Raw genomic sequence first — 17,076 nt, 5'->3', positions numbered from 1 at the left:
TCAAAAGAAGCAGATTTATGAAAGATAAACGAATATTGTATGTGTCCTCGGAAGTAGTTCCATATTTACCAGAAACAGAGATTTCTTCAATGTCATTTGAAGCGCCTCGAATGGTAAACAAACAAGGAGGTCAGATAAGAATATTTATGCCTCGTTTTGGAAACATTAACGAAAGAAGACACCAACTTCATGAAGTGATTAGACTATCTGGTATAAACTTAGTGATTAATGACTTAGATATGCCATTGATAATTAAAGTAGCTTCTATACCTAAAGAAAGAATTCAAGTTTACTTTATAGATAACGAAGATTATTTTAAAAGAAAAGCCACTTTAACTGACGAAAATGGAAAGTTGTTTTCAGATAATGATGAACGTGCTATTTTCTTTGCTAAAGGTGTAATAGAAACTGTAAAAAAATTAAATTGGGCTCCAGATATTATTCATGTAAATGGATGGTTAGCCTCACTATTACCTTTATATCTAAAGGAATTTTACAAAACGGAACCTCTTTTTACTGAAAGCAAAATTGTAACCTCTGTATACAATCAATCTTTTGATGGTACGTTAGATAAAAACATGATCTCTAAAATTAACTTTGACGGACTAGACACTGAATCGACTAAATTATTAGAGCAGCCAGATTATAATAATTTAATGAAAATTGCAATTGATAATTCTGATGCAATTATTAGAGGATCTGAAAATTTATCTGAAGAGTTAGATACCTATTTAAACGATTTATCAAAACCAGTTTTAGATTATTTTTCTATTGAAGAATTTGCAGATCCATATACTGATTTTTATACCAATACTGTACTTAACAGTAAATAATTACTATGAAAAGAAATAAATTTGCCTTACAATTATTAGTTTTTGGATTAATTGTATTTAGTTTTATTGCATGTGATAATGATTTTGCAGCGATCGAATCAGATGTTGTTAATTCAGATAATGCAACAAACTTCACTATAGAAGATTTTACAAGCAACATTATCACTTACACAAAGCCTTTGGGCCCTGTACAAACCAATGATTTTGGAACAGGTTTAAGTACTTTAGGTATTTATGATGATGTATATGGTAGAACCACAGCTAGTTTCGTAACCCAATTATCGCCTGAAACTTTTGATCCAGATTTTGGCAACGAAACAATAATAGATTCCGTGGTTGTAACTATTCCATTTTTCAGTACAGCTTCTAGTTTTGATGATGATGGAAACGTTGTTTACGATGTAGATTCAATTATACCAAATGGTGATACTTATAAAGATTTAAAATTGCGAATCTATGAGAATGAATATTTCATTAGAGATTTTGATCCTGAAGGCGATTTTAATGAAAGTCAAGCTTATTTTTCAAATAAAACAGCGTCTAATACTGAGACTATTACAACGCTAATGGGTGAAGAATTAGAATTTACTGATAATGAAGATCCTGAAGGCAGTGTTGTGGGTAACACTATTAAAATCAATTCAGACCCTTTTATTCTAACTGATGTTAATGATGTAGATGATGATGGTATTGAAACTATATTAGAAACCCAAAATCCAGGTATTAGAATTAAATTAGATCATGCATTTTGGCAAAACAAAATTATAGACAAAGAAGGTGATGCGGTTTTAAGTAGTCAAAACAATTTTGAGGACTATTTTAGAGGTTTATATTTTGTAGCAGAACCTAATGAAGATAACGATGGTGATTTCTTTATTTTAAATACAAATAATGCTAACGCCAATATTACCATTTATTACAGTAACACAACAACATCTACTGATGGTGTGGATTCTACAAACTCAGATACTTATGTTTTAAACTTTGGCCCAAATAAAATCAATTTTTTCGACAACGATTTTACGCAACCAATAGCTGAAGGTAATTCAGAAACAGGTGATAGTGAAATTTACTTAAAAGGAGGTGAAGGAGCTGTAGCCGGAATTAAATTGTTTCAAGGTTTCTACGATGAAGGTGCTGGTATTACAAACTTTGATAAATTTAGAAGTGATTTTGTAAATCTCGATGAAAACAATGAGTTTGAAAGTTCTAAACGTTTAGTCAATGAAGCTAACCTAATATTTTACTTAGTTGACCAAAATAATGAGCAGAACAACGAACCTAATCGCCTCTATTTGTATGATATAGATAATAAGTCACCGTTGGTAGATTATTATTTAGATGGTATTAATAATACGTTACCTTCGTTTTCAATAGTAAACCATCTTGGTCCATTAGAACGAGTTGATAACGATGATCCAAATAGTGAAGGTGTTAAATATAAATTTAGAATTACAGAGCATATAAATAATCTTCTTTTGAGGGATTCTACTAATGTAGAACTAGGTTTGGCTGTTTCTTTAAATGTTAATATTGAAGAAGCGATCACACAAAGAGAAGTACAAACCCCAACTAATTTAGATTTTAATATACCTGCAAGTTCTACCGTTTCACCGAGAGGTTTAATATTACATGGTAACGCTACAAGCGATGCCGATAAGCGTGTTTATTTAGAAATTTATTATACAGAACCAAATAACTAAAAAATTAACCTATGTGTGGAATTGTTGGATATATTGGCCATAGAGAGGCCTATCCTATTGTAATAAAAGGACTCCAAAGATTAGAATATCGTGGCTACGACAGTGCTGGTATTGCTCTTTACGACGGAAAAGAAATTAAACTTTCTAAAACCAAAGGTAAAGTCGTTGATTTAAAAGAGAAACTTGAAAATGAAATTTCTATTGATGGTACTTTAGGAATAGGACATACGCGTTGGGCAACACATGGTGTGCCTAATGATGTAAACTCTCACCCACACTATTCTAACTCAGGTGATCTTGTGATTATTCACAACGGGATAATTGAAAATTATGATTCACTTAAGAAAGAATTAATAAAACGTGGTTACACTTTTAAGTCCGATACTGACACTGAAGTATTAGTCAACCTCATTGAAGATGTAAAGAAAAACGAAAACATTAAACTTGGTAAAGCTATTCAAATTGCATTAAATCAAGTTGTAGGAGCTTATGCTATTGCGGTTTTTGATAAAAACAAACCTAATGAAATTGTAGTAGCAAAACTTGGTAGCCCTTTGGCTATTGGTGTTGGTGAAGATGAATTTTTTATTGCTAGTGATGCATCGCCTTTTATCGAATATACTAAGAATGCCATTTATCTTGAAGACGAAGAGATGGCTATTATTAGACGAGGAAAAGACATCAAGATTAGAAAAATCAAAAATGATAGCTTAGTTGATCCTTACGTACAAGAATTGCAATTAAATTTAGAGCAAATTGAAAAAGGTGGTTATGATCATTTTATGCTTAAAGAAATTTATGAACAACCTGAAGCTATTTTAGATACATTTAGGGGTCGTTTATTAAGTAACGAAGCCATAATAAAAATGGCAGGAGTTGAGGATAATATGAAAAAATTCTTAGCTGCAGATAGGATTATCGTAGTTGCCTGCGGTACATCTTGGCATGCTGGCTTAGTAGCCGAATATATATTTGAAGATTTAGCAAGAATTCCTGTAGAAGTGGAATATGCCTCAGAGTTTAGATATAGAAATCCGGTAATTACAGAAAAGGATATTGTAATTGCAATTTCTCAATCTGGTGAGACAGCAGATACTTTAGCTGCAATAAAGTTAGCAAAATCTAAAGGTGCATTTGTATTTGGTGTTTGTAATGTTGTAGGATCTTCTATTGCAAGAGAATCAGATGCAGGCGCATACACACATGCAGGACCTGAGATTGGAGTTGCTTCTACAAAGGCATTTACAACTCAAATTACTGTCTTAACGTTAATTGCTTTACGTTTAGCTCGTGCAAAAGGAACTATGTCAAGTTCAGAATTTAGACATCACTTAATAGAATTAGAAACTATTCCAGGTAAAGTAGAAGAAGCCTTAAAGTCAGATGCTTATGTAAAAACCGTAGCAGAGATTTACAAGGATTCTAAAAATTGTCTTTACTTAGGTAGAGGTTTTAATTTTCCTGTTGCATTAGAAGGTGCATTAAAACTAAAAGAGATTTCTTATATACATGCAGAAGGTTATCCTGCTGCTGAAATGAAGCATGGCCCTATTGCATTAATAGATGAGCAAATGCCAGTATTTGTAATTGCAACTAAGAAAGGACATTACGAAAAAGTTGTAAGTAATATTCAAGAAATTAAATCTAGAAAAGGTAAGATTATTGGCATAGTTACTAAAGGCGATGAGAGTGTAAAGGAATTAGCTGATCACGTTATTGAAGTACCTGAAACACTAGAATGCCTTACACCACTGTTAACTACAATTCCATTACAATTATTATCTTATCATATCGCAGTCTTGTTAGATAAAAACGTGGATCAACCAAGAAATTTAGCAAAATCAGTTACTGTAGAATAGTAACATTTAGACTATTAAATTTTCATTAAAACGCCTTTAAATTGAGAAATCATCAATTTAAAGGCGTTTATTTTTTTAAATTTTCCTATGCGTGCATAATTTTTTATGGATTTCTTACCGAATTATCATATATTTAATTAAATTGCTCGTCTAATAAATTAACTAATTTTCTAACATGAAGACAATCTTAAAGCTTTTCACAATGCTTTTTTGCGTGGTATCTTTTGCACAAACCACAGTAAAAGGTAAAATTACTGACAATACTGGGTTACCCTTACCTGGAGCAAATATTGTTGTTTTAGGTACCAGTTCGGGTACTATAACTGATTTTGATGGTAACTATTCTTTAACCGTAAATCAAGATCCTCCTTTTTCAATCCAAATAAGTTATGCAGGATTCGAAACAGCAACCGTTGAGATAACTACAAATAATCAAACTGTGGATATTTCTTTAAAAGAAGGGAATGAGCTAGATGAAGTCGTAATTTCAGCTTCTCGTACTCCAGAACGAATTTTTGAATCTCCTGTAACAGTAGAGCGTTTTGGGCTTAAAGAGATAAAAAATACGGCATCTGCAGATTTTTATGGAGGTCTTGAGAACTTAAAGGGCGTAGATGTTAATACGAGTAGTTTAACATTTAAGTCCGTAAACACAAGAGGCTTCGCAACTACAGCTAATACACGTTTCATGCAATTAGTTGATGGTATGGATAACTCTACTCCAGCCTTAAACTTTCCAATTGGAAATTTAGTTGGTATGATTGAAACTGATGTTCAAAGTGTTGAATTACTTCCAGGAGCTTCATCGGCATTATATGGTGCCAACGCTTTTAATGGTATACTTTTTATGAGAAGTAAAAGCCCTTTTGATCATCAAGGTATAAGTGCTTTTGTAAAAAGAGGAATTACTTCACAAGAAGCTGCTGGAGATAATGCGTATACTGACTTAGGTGTTAGAATGGCATATAAGTTTAGTGATAAATTTGCTGCAAAGGTTAACTTTGGTTACTTACATGGTAAGGATTGGGCAGCAACTAGCGAAGTTGATAGTGATATGCCAGGTGGTACGAGAGCAACCAACAGAAATTATAACGGTATTAACGTATATGGCGATGAAGTATCTGCAAACCTTAACGATTTAGCAGGTGGTACCGGAATTGTACCAGACGTGTTTGTTAGTAGAACAGGTTATAACGAAAGTGACCTTACAGAACATAAAGCTGAAAGTGTTAAAGCTGATTGGGGCTTATATTACCGTCCGATTACTGATAGCAATTTTGAAATCCAATATGTTGGTAAAGTAGGTACAGGTACAACTATTTACCAAGGAACTAACCGATATAACATTGACGGTTTCTTTCAACAACAACACAAATTAGAAGTAAAAAACGATAATTACTTTTTAAGAGGTTATGTCGTAGCTGATAGAGCGGGAGATTCATATGATATGGTATTTACTGGAATTAACATTAACAGATCTTGGAAAAGTGATGAAGAATGGTTTGGTGATTACATAAACACATATGTTGCCGCAACCTTAGGTGGTGGCGCAACAGATGAACAAGCGCATGCCGCGGCAAGAGCAGCAGCTGAAAACGGAAGATTTGAACCAGGATCAGAAGAATTTAACAATGCTTTTGATAGAATTATTAAAGACCCAGATTTAGCAACAGGATCTAAATTTCAAGATCAATCTAAGTATTATCATGCAGATGGTAACTACAATTTTAGTGAGTTAATAGATTTTGCAGATATTCAAGTTGGTGGTTCATTTAGACAATATGATTTAAATTCTTTAGGGTCAATCTACACAGATTATGATGGTCCTATTAAATATAGTGAATTCGGTGTTTATACTCAGATACAGAAAAACCTAGAATTAAGTGAAATGATGGCTTTAAAAGTTACTGCTTCTGCACGTTACGATAAGTCTGAATTCTTTGACGGTTTCGTTTCACCAAGACTTTCTCTAGGTTTAACTTTAAATGAAAATCATAACATTAGAGCTTCCGCTCAGACAGGATTTAGAAATCCAACTACACAAGATTTATTTATTGGTTTAGATGCAGGTAGAGCTATATTAGTTGGTTCTTCACCAGATAACCTAGATCGTTATTCTAGAGATTTTGTAGCCAATGATGGTAATACTTATACGCAAACTGGTGCTGCGGCATATAACAATTCTTATACTGCAACGTCTGTACAACAATTAGGTGCAACAGGTGATCCTTCCGTTTTAGAGATTGCAAACCCAGATCTTGTTTCTCCTGAAAAAGTCACTTCTTTTGAAATTGGTTATAGAGGTAAAATTAATAAGTTAACAGTAGATTTCAGTACGTATTATAATAAATATGAAGACTTTATCTCGTCTGAAGTTGTTATTGCTCCTTTATATGGTTCAGTAGCTGATGGTTCGGCAATTGCAGCAATAGCTAATAGTGATTTCAGAACTTACAGCACATATACAAATTCCGAAGCTGATGTTAATTCTTATGGTGCATCTATTGGGTTATCTGCAAAGGTATTTGGTGATTTTGACCTAGGAGGAAGCTATACGTTCACAAAACAAGATTTTGATCAAGCTGCAAATCCAAATTTTGAAACTAATTTTAATACTCCAGAACACAAATTTAAAGCGCATTTTGGAAATACTGAGTTATTTAAAAACTTCGGATTCAACATCGCTTACAAATTCAGTGATGATTATTTTTGGCAAGCAACATTTGGTGACGGTATAGTACCTGAATTCCATACGGTAGATGCACAGATTAACTATAAGATCCCAAGCCTAAAATCTATTATAAAAGTAGGCGGTACAAATATTGGAGGTAAGGAATATTTCACAATATTTGGTTCTGGATATATTGGTTCAATGTATTATGTATCATGGACGATTAATAACTTATAAAAAACGCAAAATGAAAAATATTAAATATATATTATTATCGGCTGTTCTAATAGGATTTACGGCATGTAATGATGAAAGTGATTTTGAAGACCAATTAGATAATCCATTAACAGAAGAAGTATTGCCACCTTTAACTGCTGGCTCTGCCAATTTTTCAAATTATGTATCTATTGGTAATTCTCTAACTGCGGGTTTTACAGATAATGCCTTATTTATTCAAGGACAAGTAAACTCAATACCAAATATGTTATCGCAACAATTCGCATCGATAGGTGGCGGTAGTTTTACTCAACCATTAATGGATGATAATATTGGTGGATTACTTTTTGGTGGAATGCAAAATGTTGACGGAAGTTTTGGACCTCGACTCTTTTTTGACGGTTCAGGACCATCTGGTTTACCTGCTGTTTCTACAACTGAGGCCTTTGCTCCTTCTGTTGGTAGTCAAAATAATATGGGAGTTCCTGGTGCCGCAAGTTATCACTTGTTGTATGACGGTTATGGTAATCCAGGTAACTTATTGACAACTCCGCCAACTGCAAACCCTTATTATGTTCGTATGGCTTCAGCTCCAAACGCAACTGTTTTAGGAGATGCATTAGCACAACAACCAACTTTCGTTTCTTTATGGATTGGAAATAACGACGTATTAGGTTATGCAACTTCTGGTGGAGATCAAACTGCAGCAGCTATAACTCCAATCGATGGTCCTCCAGGTGTAGGGTTCGACCAAACTATAGGTGCTATTGTAAATTCAATACAAGCATCTGGCGCACAAGGCGTAATGGCAAATATTCCTTATGTAACAACTATTCCACATTTTACAACTGTTCCTCATAACCCTGTTCCTTTAGATGCCGCTACTGCAGGCTTTTTAAACAGTGCAAGTGCTTATGGAGCATATAACGGCGGACTTGATGCGACATTAGCGTTTCTAATGGCCAATCCTGCTCAACTTGCTTTCTTCTTTCCTCCTAATGATAGTATGACATCTGAGGAATTAGCAACGGCTGAAATAGCTAAAAGAAAAATTTACTTTTCTGAAGGCGCTGGCAATGCAGTTGTTATTATGGATGAAAACTTAACCGATTTAACGGCTATAAACGCTGCTTTGGTTAGTATGCGTCAAGCTACTGAAGATGATTTATTAGTATTACCTGCCTCTAGTTTTATTGGTACAGAGGCTATACCAGGAAATCCAACCACTGTTAATGGTGTTGCGATACCTTTAGCAGATAAGTGGGTTTTAACTCCAGAAGAACAAGCCGAAATTATAACTGCAACGGATAGTTTTAATGCGACATTACAATCTGCAGCAACATCTGCAGGATTTGCTTTTGTAGATGCTAATACGTTAATGCAACAATTAGATAATGGTGGTTATTCAGATGGAGATTTTATATTAACATCAAGTTTAGTAACAGGAGGTGCATTTTCATTAGATGGTGTTCATCCAACAGCTCGAGGTTACGCATTATTGGCAAATGAATTTATGAAAGCTATAGATGCTACGTATGGTTCTAACTTTGAAGCTTCGGGTAGCTTATTAGATATTGGTAATTACCCAACAAATTACCCGCCAACTTTACAGTAAAATCAGATTAAATACAATTATAAAAACGCTCTCAAATTGGGAGCGTTTTCTATGCTTAAAAAAGCCGAAATTTTGATATGTTTTTTAAATTAAAACTCCTATCTTTGCAGCGCGAAAAACGCATGCACTCAACTTGATTAGGTAAGCTAATTTTTCGCATTTAAACTATTGCAAAACAAAAACATATAAGTAATGTCAAAAGTTACAGGTAAAGTTGCACAAATCGTAGGCCCAGTTATCGATGTAGAATTCGCTGCTGGTTCAGAGCTTCCAAAGATTTATGATTCGTTAGAAATTAACAACCAAGATGGTTCTAAATTAGTATTAGAAGTACAATCTCACATTGGTGAAGATACAGTACGTACTATTGCTATGGACTCTTCAGATGGTTTAAGTAGAGGAACAGAAGTTCATTCAACTGGTGCTCCAATTCAAATGCCAATCGGTGATGATGTTTACGGACGTCTTTTCAATGTTATTGGTGATGCTATTGATGGATTAGGTGATTTACCTAAAGCTGGTGAAGCTGGTTTACCTATTCACAGACAAGCTCCTAAATTTGAGGATTTATCAACATCTACTGAAGTTTTATTTACTGGTATTAAAGTAATCGATTTAATTGAGCCTTATGCAAAAGGTGGTAAAATTGGTTTATTTGGTGGTGCTGGTGTTGGTAAAACAGTATTAATTCAAGAGTTGATTAACAATATTGCAAAAGGTCACGGTGGACTTTCTGTATTTGCAGGTGTTGGTGAAAGAACACGTGAAGGAAACGATTTACTTCGTGAAATGTTAGAGTCAGGAATTATCAAATATGGTGATGACTTTATGCATTCTATGGAAGATGGTGGATGGGATCTTCAAAAGGTTGATAAATCAGCTATGAAAGATTCTAAAGCAACTTTCGTATTCGGACAAATGAATGAGCCTCCTGGAGCTCGTGCTCGTGTGGCACTTTCAGGATTAACTATAGCAGAATATTTCCGTGATGGTGCTGGTGAAGGACAAGGAAAAGATGTATTATTTTTCGTAGATAATATCTTCCGTTTCACACAAGCTGGTTCTGAGGTATCTGCATTATTAGGTCGTATGCCTTCTGCGGTAGGTTACCAACCAACATTAGCAACCGAAATGGGTGCTATGCAAGAGCGTATTACATCAACTAAAAGAGGATCTATTACATCTGTACAAGCGGTTTACGTACCTGCGGATGATTTAACGGATCCAGCTCCAGCAACAACGTTTGCTCACTTAGATGCAACAACAGTATTATCTCGTAAAATTGCAGAGTTAGGTATTTATCCTGCTGTAGACCCATTAGATTCTACATCAAGAATTCTTACTGCTGATATTTTAGGTGATGAGCACTATGCTTGTGCACAACGTGTAAAAGAGTTATTACAACGTTATAAAGAATTACAAGATATTATTGCCATCTTAGGTATGGAAGAATTATCTGAAGAAGATAAAATGGCTGTAGGTAGAGCAAGACGTGTACAACGTTTCTTATCACAACCTTTCCACGTAGCTGAGCAGTTTACAGGTATTCCTGGTGTATTAGTAGATATTAAAGAAACGATTAAAGGTTTTAACCAAATTATGGATGGTGAATTAGATCACTTACCAGAAGCGGCATTTAACCTTAAAGGTTCTATTGAAGAAGCTATTGAAGCAGGAGAGAAAATGTTAGCTGAAGCGTAAATCAGTTAGTAGTATTCAGTATTCAGCCCAAAGTGTGACTGCAAACTGCAAACTGCGACTGCAAACTTAAAAGATTATGTATTTAGAAATTGTATCACCAGAAGCAACATTATTTAGCGGAGAAGTTACTTCAGTAACGGTTCCTGGTGTAAATGGTGAGTTTGAAATGTTAACCAACCACGCTCCTATTGTCTCTATTCTTAAAGAAGGACATGTAAAAGTTGCTGGTTCAGTTACTCTTGAAAAAGAGGTTGAAGAAAAGTTCACTAAATCTGATAAAGGTGTTTGGTTAGCTATCAATTCTGGAACATTAGAAATGAAAGATAATAAGCTAATTATTTTAGCCGATTAATCTCTTCATTATATAAATTAAAAAAGCGCGAAATATTAATTTCGCGCTTTTTTTATGTCTAATCTTTTTCGACGACAGTTAATCTGTTGAAATTACATCTGCTTCACAGCCTCCAACTCAACTTTCAATTCTTGAAACAACATCATAATACTACTCAATTTCAATTCCTTTTCATCATATTCTTGAGTGTTAATACAACAAGTAAATTCCCAAACCTCTAAAATAGTTTCACGCTTAACCAAATACGGTTGATACGTTTTATTATCTGAACTTAATAATAAACTCGTTATATCTCCTTCCGGAATATAAACCCTTTTATAAACCAAACCATCATCCTTAGTTAATATAATATACGTGCGTCCATTTTTAATATCAGCAATGTCTTCCAAAAATTTTGCAACTATAAAAGCACCATCTTTTACTGGCAACATAGAATCGCCTTTAATAGGAAATGCCCTGTGCGTACCTGTGGGCAAAAACGGCAATTTAATTTTTTGAAGTTGCTCTATATATTCTGGGTCATCATAACCAGATAAATATCCTGCAGAGGTCTTTGCTGGTATAATTTCAATGAGATCTTCATTGTTTTCACTAACCGTTACCGGAAACAACACACGCTTATTTCCTACTTCTATAAACGAGGTGTCCTTTGCCTTACGTAAATCGTTTTTTACTAAAATATCAATAGGAATATCAAAGAAGTTAGACAAGTCTATTAAACGGTCTATTGGTGGCTCAGAACGCCCTTCTTCATAAGAACCCACAACTGAGCGTGTCCAGTTGAGTTCGTCTGCAAAACGCTCTTGAGACAGCTTTCTAAGCGCGCGTAAATGTTTTATGTTGGCCTGAATAGGTTTCATTACAATTTGAGATTTATTTAATATTACTACAAATGTAAGCAATAAAAACTACACATAGTAGCTAATTTTACAATCTGCTAATAGAAATAATCAAGGGTAGAACGCAAATATTTTTAGCAATCCATTGATATCTCTTTATCAGTTCGTTAAAATTTAGTCTTTGTTCTTATCTCTAAAAGCAAAGCGGTCTTTTATCAAAAAAACAGCGTTTTTATGTATTTAAATTGTCACACCTATTTTAGTCTTCGTTATGGCACCATAAAGCCAGAGCAACTACTCGCTATTGCTTCAGAAAATGGCGTACAAACCCTTGCATTAACTGATATCAACAGCACATCGGCATGCCTAGATGTGATGCGTTTATCTAAGAAATATAAAATCAAATCCGTCCTTGGTGTCGATTTTAGAAACCGCGCCAAACAACAATTTATTCTTATTGCTAAAAATAATAATGGCTTTCACAATATCAATAATTACCTTTCAAAGTTTCTTCATAATTCAGACGTACAAATTCCTGAACGACCAGATGAAGCGATACCAGATAGTTTCGTGATTTATCCGTATCAATCCGAAAAAGATTTCGAATTAAAACCCAATGAATTTTTAGGCATCACTCCTCAAAACCTTAATCGACTTAAATTTTCAAAATGGAACCAATTCAAACACAAACTCGTGGTTTTAAAAACGGTATCCTTTCAAAATAAAAAAGGCTTCAACACCCATCGTTTATTACGTGCTATAGATAATAACACGTTGTTGAGTAAACTTCCAAAGTCTGAAGAAGGCAGCGAAAACGACATCATGTTGCCTTATAATGAACTGTGCGACACCTATGCCGAATACCCAAAACTCATTAGTAATACCGAACAACTTTTACAACGCTGTAAGGCGGATTTTAATTTTGAAAACGTAGCACCTAAAAACCAAAAATGCCTGACAGACAATGAAAGGTCAGATTATCAACTGTTGAAACAATTGACTTACGATGGCATTCCGTATCGCTACGGAACTGATGTAGGGCAAAAGGTGTATGACCGTATTGAAAAAGAACTTAATATTATAAAACAACAAAACTTTGTGTCCTATTTTCTTATCAATTGGAAAATTTTAGAATACGCACGCAGCAAAGATTATTACTATGTTGGTCGTGGTAGTGGTGCCAATAGTATTATTGCGTATTTGTTGCGGATTACCGATGTAGATCCCATTGAGCTCGACTTATATTTTGAGCGTTTTATTAATTTATTCAGACAAAATCCACCAGATTTCGACCTCGATTTTTCTTGGCGCGATAGAGATGATATTACCAATTACATTTTCAAAACCTTTAAACACACAGCGCTTATTGCGGTTTACAATACGTTTAAATTTAAGGCTTCGGTGCGTGAATTAGGAAAAGTTTTTGGCTTACCAAAAGCCGAAATGGACAAATTAACCCGAAGAAAATACAATCTTAATCAACTCGATACACTCTCACAATTGGTTATTAAATATGCGGAATACATTCAAGGCTTTCCTAATTATTTAGGGATTCATGCTGGTGGCATTTTAATTTCTGAAGAACCCATTCATACGTATTGTGCCACATTTATGCCACCAAAAGGGTTTGCAACAACACAATTTGATATGGTGGTTGCCGAAGATATTGGCTTGTACAAATTCGATATTCTGAGTCAACGTGGTCTAGGAAAAATAAAGGAAGCAGTAGAAATTATTGACGCCAATTACACAGAACAACCTCCAATTGATATCCATGATATAAAAGGGTTTAAAAAAGATGAACGCATAAAAGATTTACTACGACATGCCAAAGCCATTGGTTGCTTTTATGTAGAATCGCCAGCCATGCGTATGCTCTTAAAAAAGTTGCAAGTGGATAATTATCTAGGTTTAGTCGCGGCAAGTTCTATCATTAGACCTGGTGTTGCCAAAAGCGGTATGATGAGGCAATACATTTTACGCTATCGTTATCCCGAAAAACGAAAAGAAGCACATCCTGTGTTGCAAAAAATTATGCCAGAAACTTATGGCATTATGGTGTATCAAGAAGATGTGATAAAAGTTGCGCACCTTTTTGGTGGTTTAGATTTGGGCGAATCGGATATGTTGCGTCGTGGTATGTCTGGAAAATTCCGTTCGCGAAATGAGTTTTTAAAAGTGAAACAAAAATTCTTCGATAATTGTATAAACGACGGTAAACCTGAAGCTTTAGTCGCTGATGTTTGGCGACAAATTGAAAGTTTTGCTGGCTATGCGTTTGCCAAAGGGCATTCCGCATCTTATGCCGTAGAAAGTTATCAAAGTCTGTTTTTAAAAGCCTATTATCCGTTGGAATATATGACAGCCACCATCAATAATTTTGGTGGATTTTATAGCACAGAACTCTACGTACACGAAGCCAGAATGCACAATGCCACTATTGAAGCACCATGTATAAATCGTTCGTTTACGCAAGCCCTTATAAAAGGCACAACCATTTACTTGGGTTTTATGTTTTTGCAATCTCTAGAATCTAAAACCATCAATCGCATACTTAATGAACGTGAAAAAAATGGGGTTTTTCAATCGTTAGATGACTTTATAGAACGTGTCCCCATTTCTATTGAGCAGATGTCTATTTTAATAAAAATAAATGCTTTTCGGTTTACAAATATTAATAAACGTGAATTGCTTTGGGAAGCGCATTTAAAAATTAGTAAAACCGTCATTCAAGACGAGGTCGTTACACTATTTAAAACCCAACGGATTAACTATAACACACCAGAATTGCCAAGTACAGAATTAGAAAATGCTTTCGACTCTATCGAATTACTCGGTTTTTCACTTTGTAATCCTTTCTTTCTACTAGAAAAACCTTCGATTAGTAACTTAAGAGCAAAACACCTTATAAAGCTAGAAAATAAGCTAGTTATTATTGAAGGCTATTTAATAACCACAAAAAACACCAAAACAGCCAATGGAAAAATAATGCATTTTGGAACCTTTCTGGATCGCGATGGCGATTTTTTAGACACCGTTCACTTTCCTCCTATTGCTGCCAAATACCCTTTTAGAGGGAAAGGCATTTATAGCATTATAGGAAAAGTGATGGTAGAGTTTGATTGTGTCACGATTGAAGTTTCAAAAATGGAACGCTTAGCCATTATTGAAGATCCGCGTTATGCGGTAAAATCTTTAAATCCTACGTTTCAGAATAAACGCAGTTTTATCGATTTGAGAAGGGCTATCAGTTAAAGAATTTTAAAAACAGTATTTCGTCACTTCGAGTGAATTTGTGAGGCACGAGCAAATTTGTATCGAAAAGCTTTCATTAATCATAAGGTTCTCGATACAACCATTTTTTTTCAGCTTTAGCTACAAAAATGGCCACTCGAACTGACGGAAATTTCCCAAATTAAAAAATGAACAAAAACCGCAGCATCGTACATATGGATTTAGACACCTTTTTTGTGTCGTGCGAAAGGCATATGGATAGTAGCCTTAACGGCAAACCTATACTTATTGGTGGCACAAGCGACAGAGGTGTTGTGGCTTCTTGTAGCTATGAAGCCCGAACTTTTGGTATTCATTCTGCCATGCCCATGCGTATGGCAAAACAATTGTGTCCAGAAGCTATTGTGCTTAGAGGAAACTCTGGTGTTTACACTAAATTTTCTAATGCCGTTACAGATGTGATTAAGGAAAGTGTACCGCTTTACGAAAAAACATCCATCGATGAATTTTACATAGACCTTACCGGAATGGATAAGTTTTTCGGCTGCCATAAACTGGCTTCAGAACTCCGCCAAAAAATCATTAAAGAAACTGGCTTACCGATTTCTTTTGGCTTATCGCTTAATAAAACGGTGTCTAAAATTGCCACAGGCGAAGCCAAACCTAATAATGAAATACGTATTCTGTCTGGTACCGAAAAACCATTTTTAGCACCACTTTCGGTTAAAAAAATTCCTATGGTTGGTAATGTCACTTATAAAGCTTTGTGCGATTTGGGTGTCAAACGCATTCAAACCATACAAGATATGCCTATGGAACTCATGCATAAAGTATTGGGCAAAAACGGACTTGTCATCTGGAAAAAGGCCAATGGTATAGACAATTCGCCAGTGGTGCAATACCACGAGCGTAAATCCATTTCTACAGAACGTACGTTTAATCAAGATACTACAGATGTGGCGAAGCTGAAAGGGATGGTAATTGCTATGGCAGAAAATTTAGCGTATCAATTACGACGAGGCAATAAATTAACAGCTTGTGTGATGTTTAAGATTCGATATTCAGATTTTCAGACGTACACGCAACAGCAAAGGATTCCTTATAATGCTATGGACCACAATATTATTCCTGTGGTGTTAGATTTATTCAAAAAACTATACCATCGTCGACTTTTGGTACGACTGATTGGTGTAAAATTTAGCCATTTGGTAGAAGGTGGACATCAAGTTAATTTATTTGAAGACAACGAAATGCACCTTAACCTAACCAACGCAATGGACAAAATGCGCGAACGTTATGGCGACAGAGCCGTAATGAGTGCTGCTGGTATGGAAGCCAAAACCATTAGTCGTTTTAACCCTTTTAATGGCGAACCACCACCTTTATTGGCAAATCGACGACGTTGAATTATAATATAAAACCTGACAGGTTTTTGAAACCTGTCAGGTCTAATAAAAGTCTATGATTAATCTTCTACATACTCTAAAATATCACTAGGCTGACACTCTAAGGCTTTACAAATGGCTTCTAAAGTTGAAAACCGAATCGCCTTTGCTTTTCCAGATTTTAATATAGATAGATTTGCTGTGGTAATACCAATAATTTCAGCGAGTTCTTTGCTTTTCATGTCTCGTTTAACGAGCATCATATCTAGATTGACTATTATTGGCATGATTATATAGTTAAGTCGTTTTCTTGTTGAAGCTTTTGTCCTTTTAAAAACGATTCACTTAAAAACATAAGAAACAAACCTGTGATTATAAATGGTAAGACACTTACATCAACACCTAATTCTATTTCAAAACGATAAACAGAACTAAAAATTTTAGAAATAGTCTGTAATACAGCACATACTAAAAAGTATATACCTGCTTTTTTAAAATTCTCAATGACCGATTTTGAAAAATAATCTCCATTAGATAAATCATTCAATGACATTTTTATAATTCGAATAGATTTAAAATGAAAAAATAATAAAGACACTAACAACAAAATAAGGATAGTAAGTTTATATACACTAGGCAAAGTTATATTCGTATTATTACCTAAAACC

The 17,076-nt window shown here is 34.7% G+C and carries 12 protein-coding genes; 9 read left to right on the top strand and 3 right to left on the bottom strand.

All coding sequences use genetic code 11. The features are described 5' to 3' along the window. The first annotated feature begins 17 nt into the window (after positions 1–17). The 7 genes from ACJBCC_RS04620 (at position 18) to ACJBCC_RS04590 (ending at position 10,950) form a co-directional block, all read left to right on the top strand. Positions 18–833 (top strand): glycogen/starch synthase, encoded by an 816-nt coding sequence (locus ACJBCC_RS04620; RefSeq protein ID WP_299102465.1) that lies wholly within the window; start codon positions 18–20, stop codon positions 831–833. A gap of 5 nt (positions 834–838) precedes the next feature. Continuing rightward, entirely contained in the window at positions 839–2,536 is a 1,698-nt protein-coding gene (locus ACJBCC_RS04615; protein WP_299102467.1) for a DUF4270 domain-containing protein, read from the top strand. A gap of 11 nt (positions 2,537–2,547) precedes the next feature. Further along, a complete protein-coding gene (gene glmS / locus ACJBCC_RS04610; RefSeq protein WP_299102469.1) occupies positions 2,548–4,395 on the top strand; it encodes a glutamine--fructose-6-phosphate transaminase (isomerizing) in 1,848 nt (615 codons plus the stop codon). Positions 4,396–4,570: 175 nt separating this feature from the next. Continuing rightward, on the top strand, positions 4,571–7,303 hold the full coding sequence (locus ACJBCC_RS04605; protein WP_299102471.1) for a TonB-dependent receptor domain-containing protein: 2,733 nt from the start codon (positions 4,571–4,573) through the stop codon (positions 7,301–7,303). Positions 7,304–7,313: 10 nt separating this feature from the next. After that, on the top strand, positions 7,314–8,897 hold the full coding sequence (locus ACJBCC_RS04600) for an SGNH/GDSL hydrolase family protein (protein WP_299102473.1): 1,584 nt from the start codon (positions 7,314–7,316) through the stop codon (positions 8,895–8,897). 192 nt (positions 8,898–9,089) lie between these two features. Next, positions 9,090–10,598, top strand: a complete 1,509-nt coding sequence (atpD, locus tag ACJBCC_RS04595) for a F0F1 ATP synthase subunit beta (protein ID WP_299102475.1) — start codon at positions 9,090–9,092, stop codon at positions 10,596–10,598. 76 nt (positions 10,599–10,674) lie between these two features. Continuing rightward, positions 10,675–10,950, top strand: coding sequence for a F0F1 ATP synthase subunit epsilon (locus ACJBCC_RS04590; RefSeq protein ID WP_299102477.1), 276 nt, complete (start codon positions 10,675–10,677; stop codon positions 10,948–10,950). Between the two features lie 92 nt (positions 10,951–11,042). Here ACJBCC_RS04590 and ACJBCC_RS04585 read toward each other — a convergent pair whose 3' ends face one another. Continuing rightward, positions 11,043–11,810: a LexA family transcriptional regulator gene (locus ACJBCC_RS04585; RefSeq protein WP_299102479.1), complete on the bottom strand. Its 768-nt coding sequence runs from the start codon at positions 11,808–11,810 to the stop codon at positions 11,043–11,045. 213 nt (positions 11,811–12,023) lie between these two features. Between ACJBCC_RS04585 and ACJBCC_RS04580 the strand changes: the two genes are divergently transcribed. Together ACJBCC_RS04580 and dinB are read left to right on the top strand one after the other, a co-directional pair. Further along, on the top strand, positions 12,024–15,044 hold the full coding sequence (locus tag ACJBCC_RS04580) for a DNA polymerase III subunit alpha (RefSeq protein WP_407556531.1): 3,021 nt from the start codon (positions 12,024–12,026) through the stop codon (positions 15,042–15,044). A 167-nt stretch (positions 15,045–15,211) separates the two neighbouring features. After that, positions 15,212–16,429 carry a DNA polymerase IV gene (dinB, locus tag ACJBCC_RS04575; RefSeq protein ID WP_407556530.1) on the top strand — a complete coding sequence of 406 codons (1,218 nt, stop codon included), beginning with the start codon at positions 15,212–15,214 and terminating at the stop codon, positions 16,427–16,429. Between the two features lie 59 nt (positions 16,430–16,488). On the opposite strand, the gene ACJBCC_RS04570 is transcribed toward dinB, so the two are convergent. Both ACJBCC_RS04570 and ACJBCC_RS04565 read right to left on the bottom strand, forming a co-directional pair. Continuing rightward, positions 16,489–16,695, bottom strand: a complete 207-nt coding sequence (locus tag ACJBCC_RS04570; protein WP_299102485.1) for a helix-turn-helix transcriptional regulator — start codon at positions 16,693–16,695, stop codon at positions 16,489–16,491. A 2-nt stretch (positions 16,696–16,697) separates the two neighbouring features. Further along, the coding region (locus tag ACJBCC_RS04565) for a DUF2975 domain-containing protein (RefSeq protein WP_407556529.1) at positions 16,698–17,076 on the bottom strand (379 nt) is incomplete at its 5' end.

It is taken from the genome of Winogradskyella sp. 4-2091 (genome assembly GCF_045765065.1).
In the GTDB taxonomy this organism is placed as follows: domain Bacteria; phylum Bacteroidota; class Bacteroidia; order Flavobacteriales; family Flavobacteriaceae; genus Winogradskyella.
This window is presented reverse-complemented; position numbering and strand designations above follow the sequence as displayed.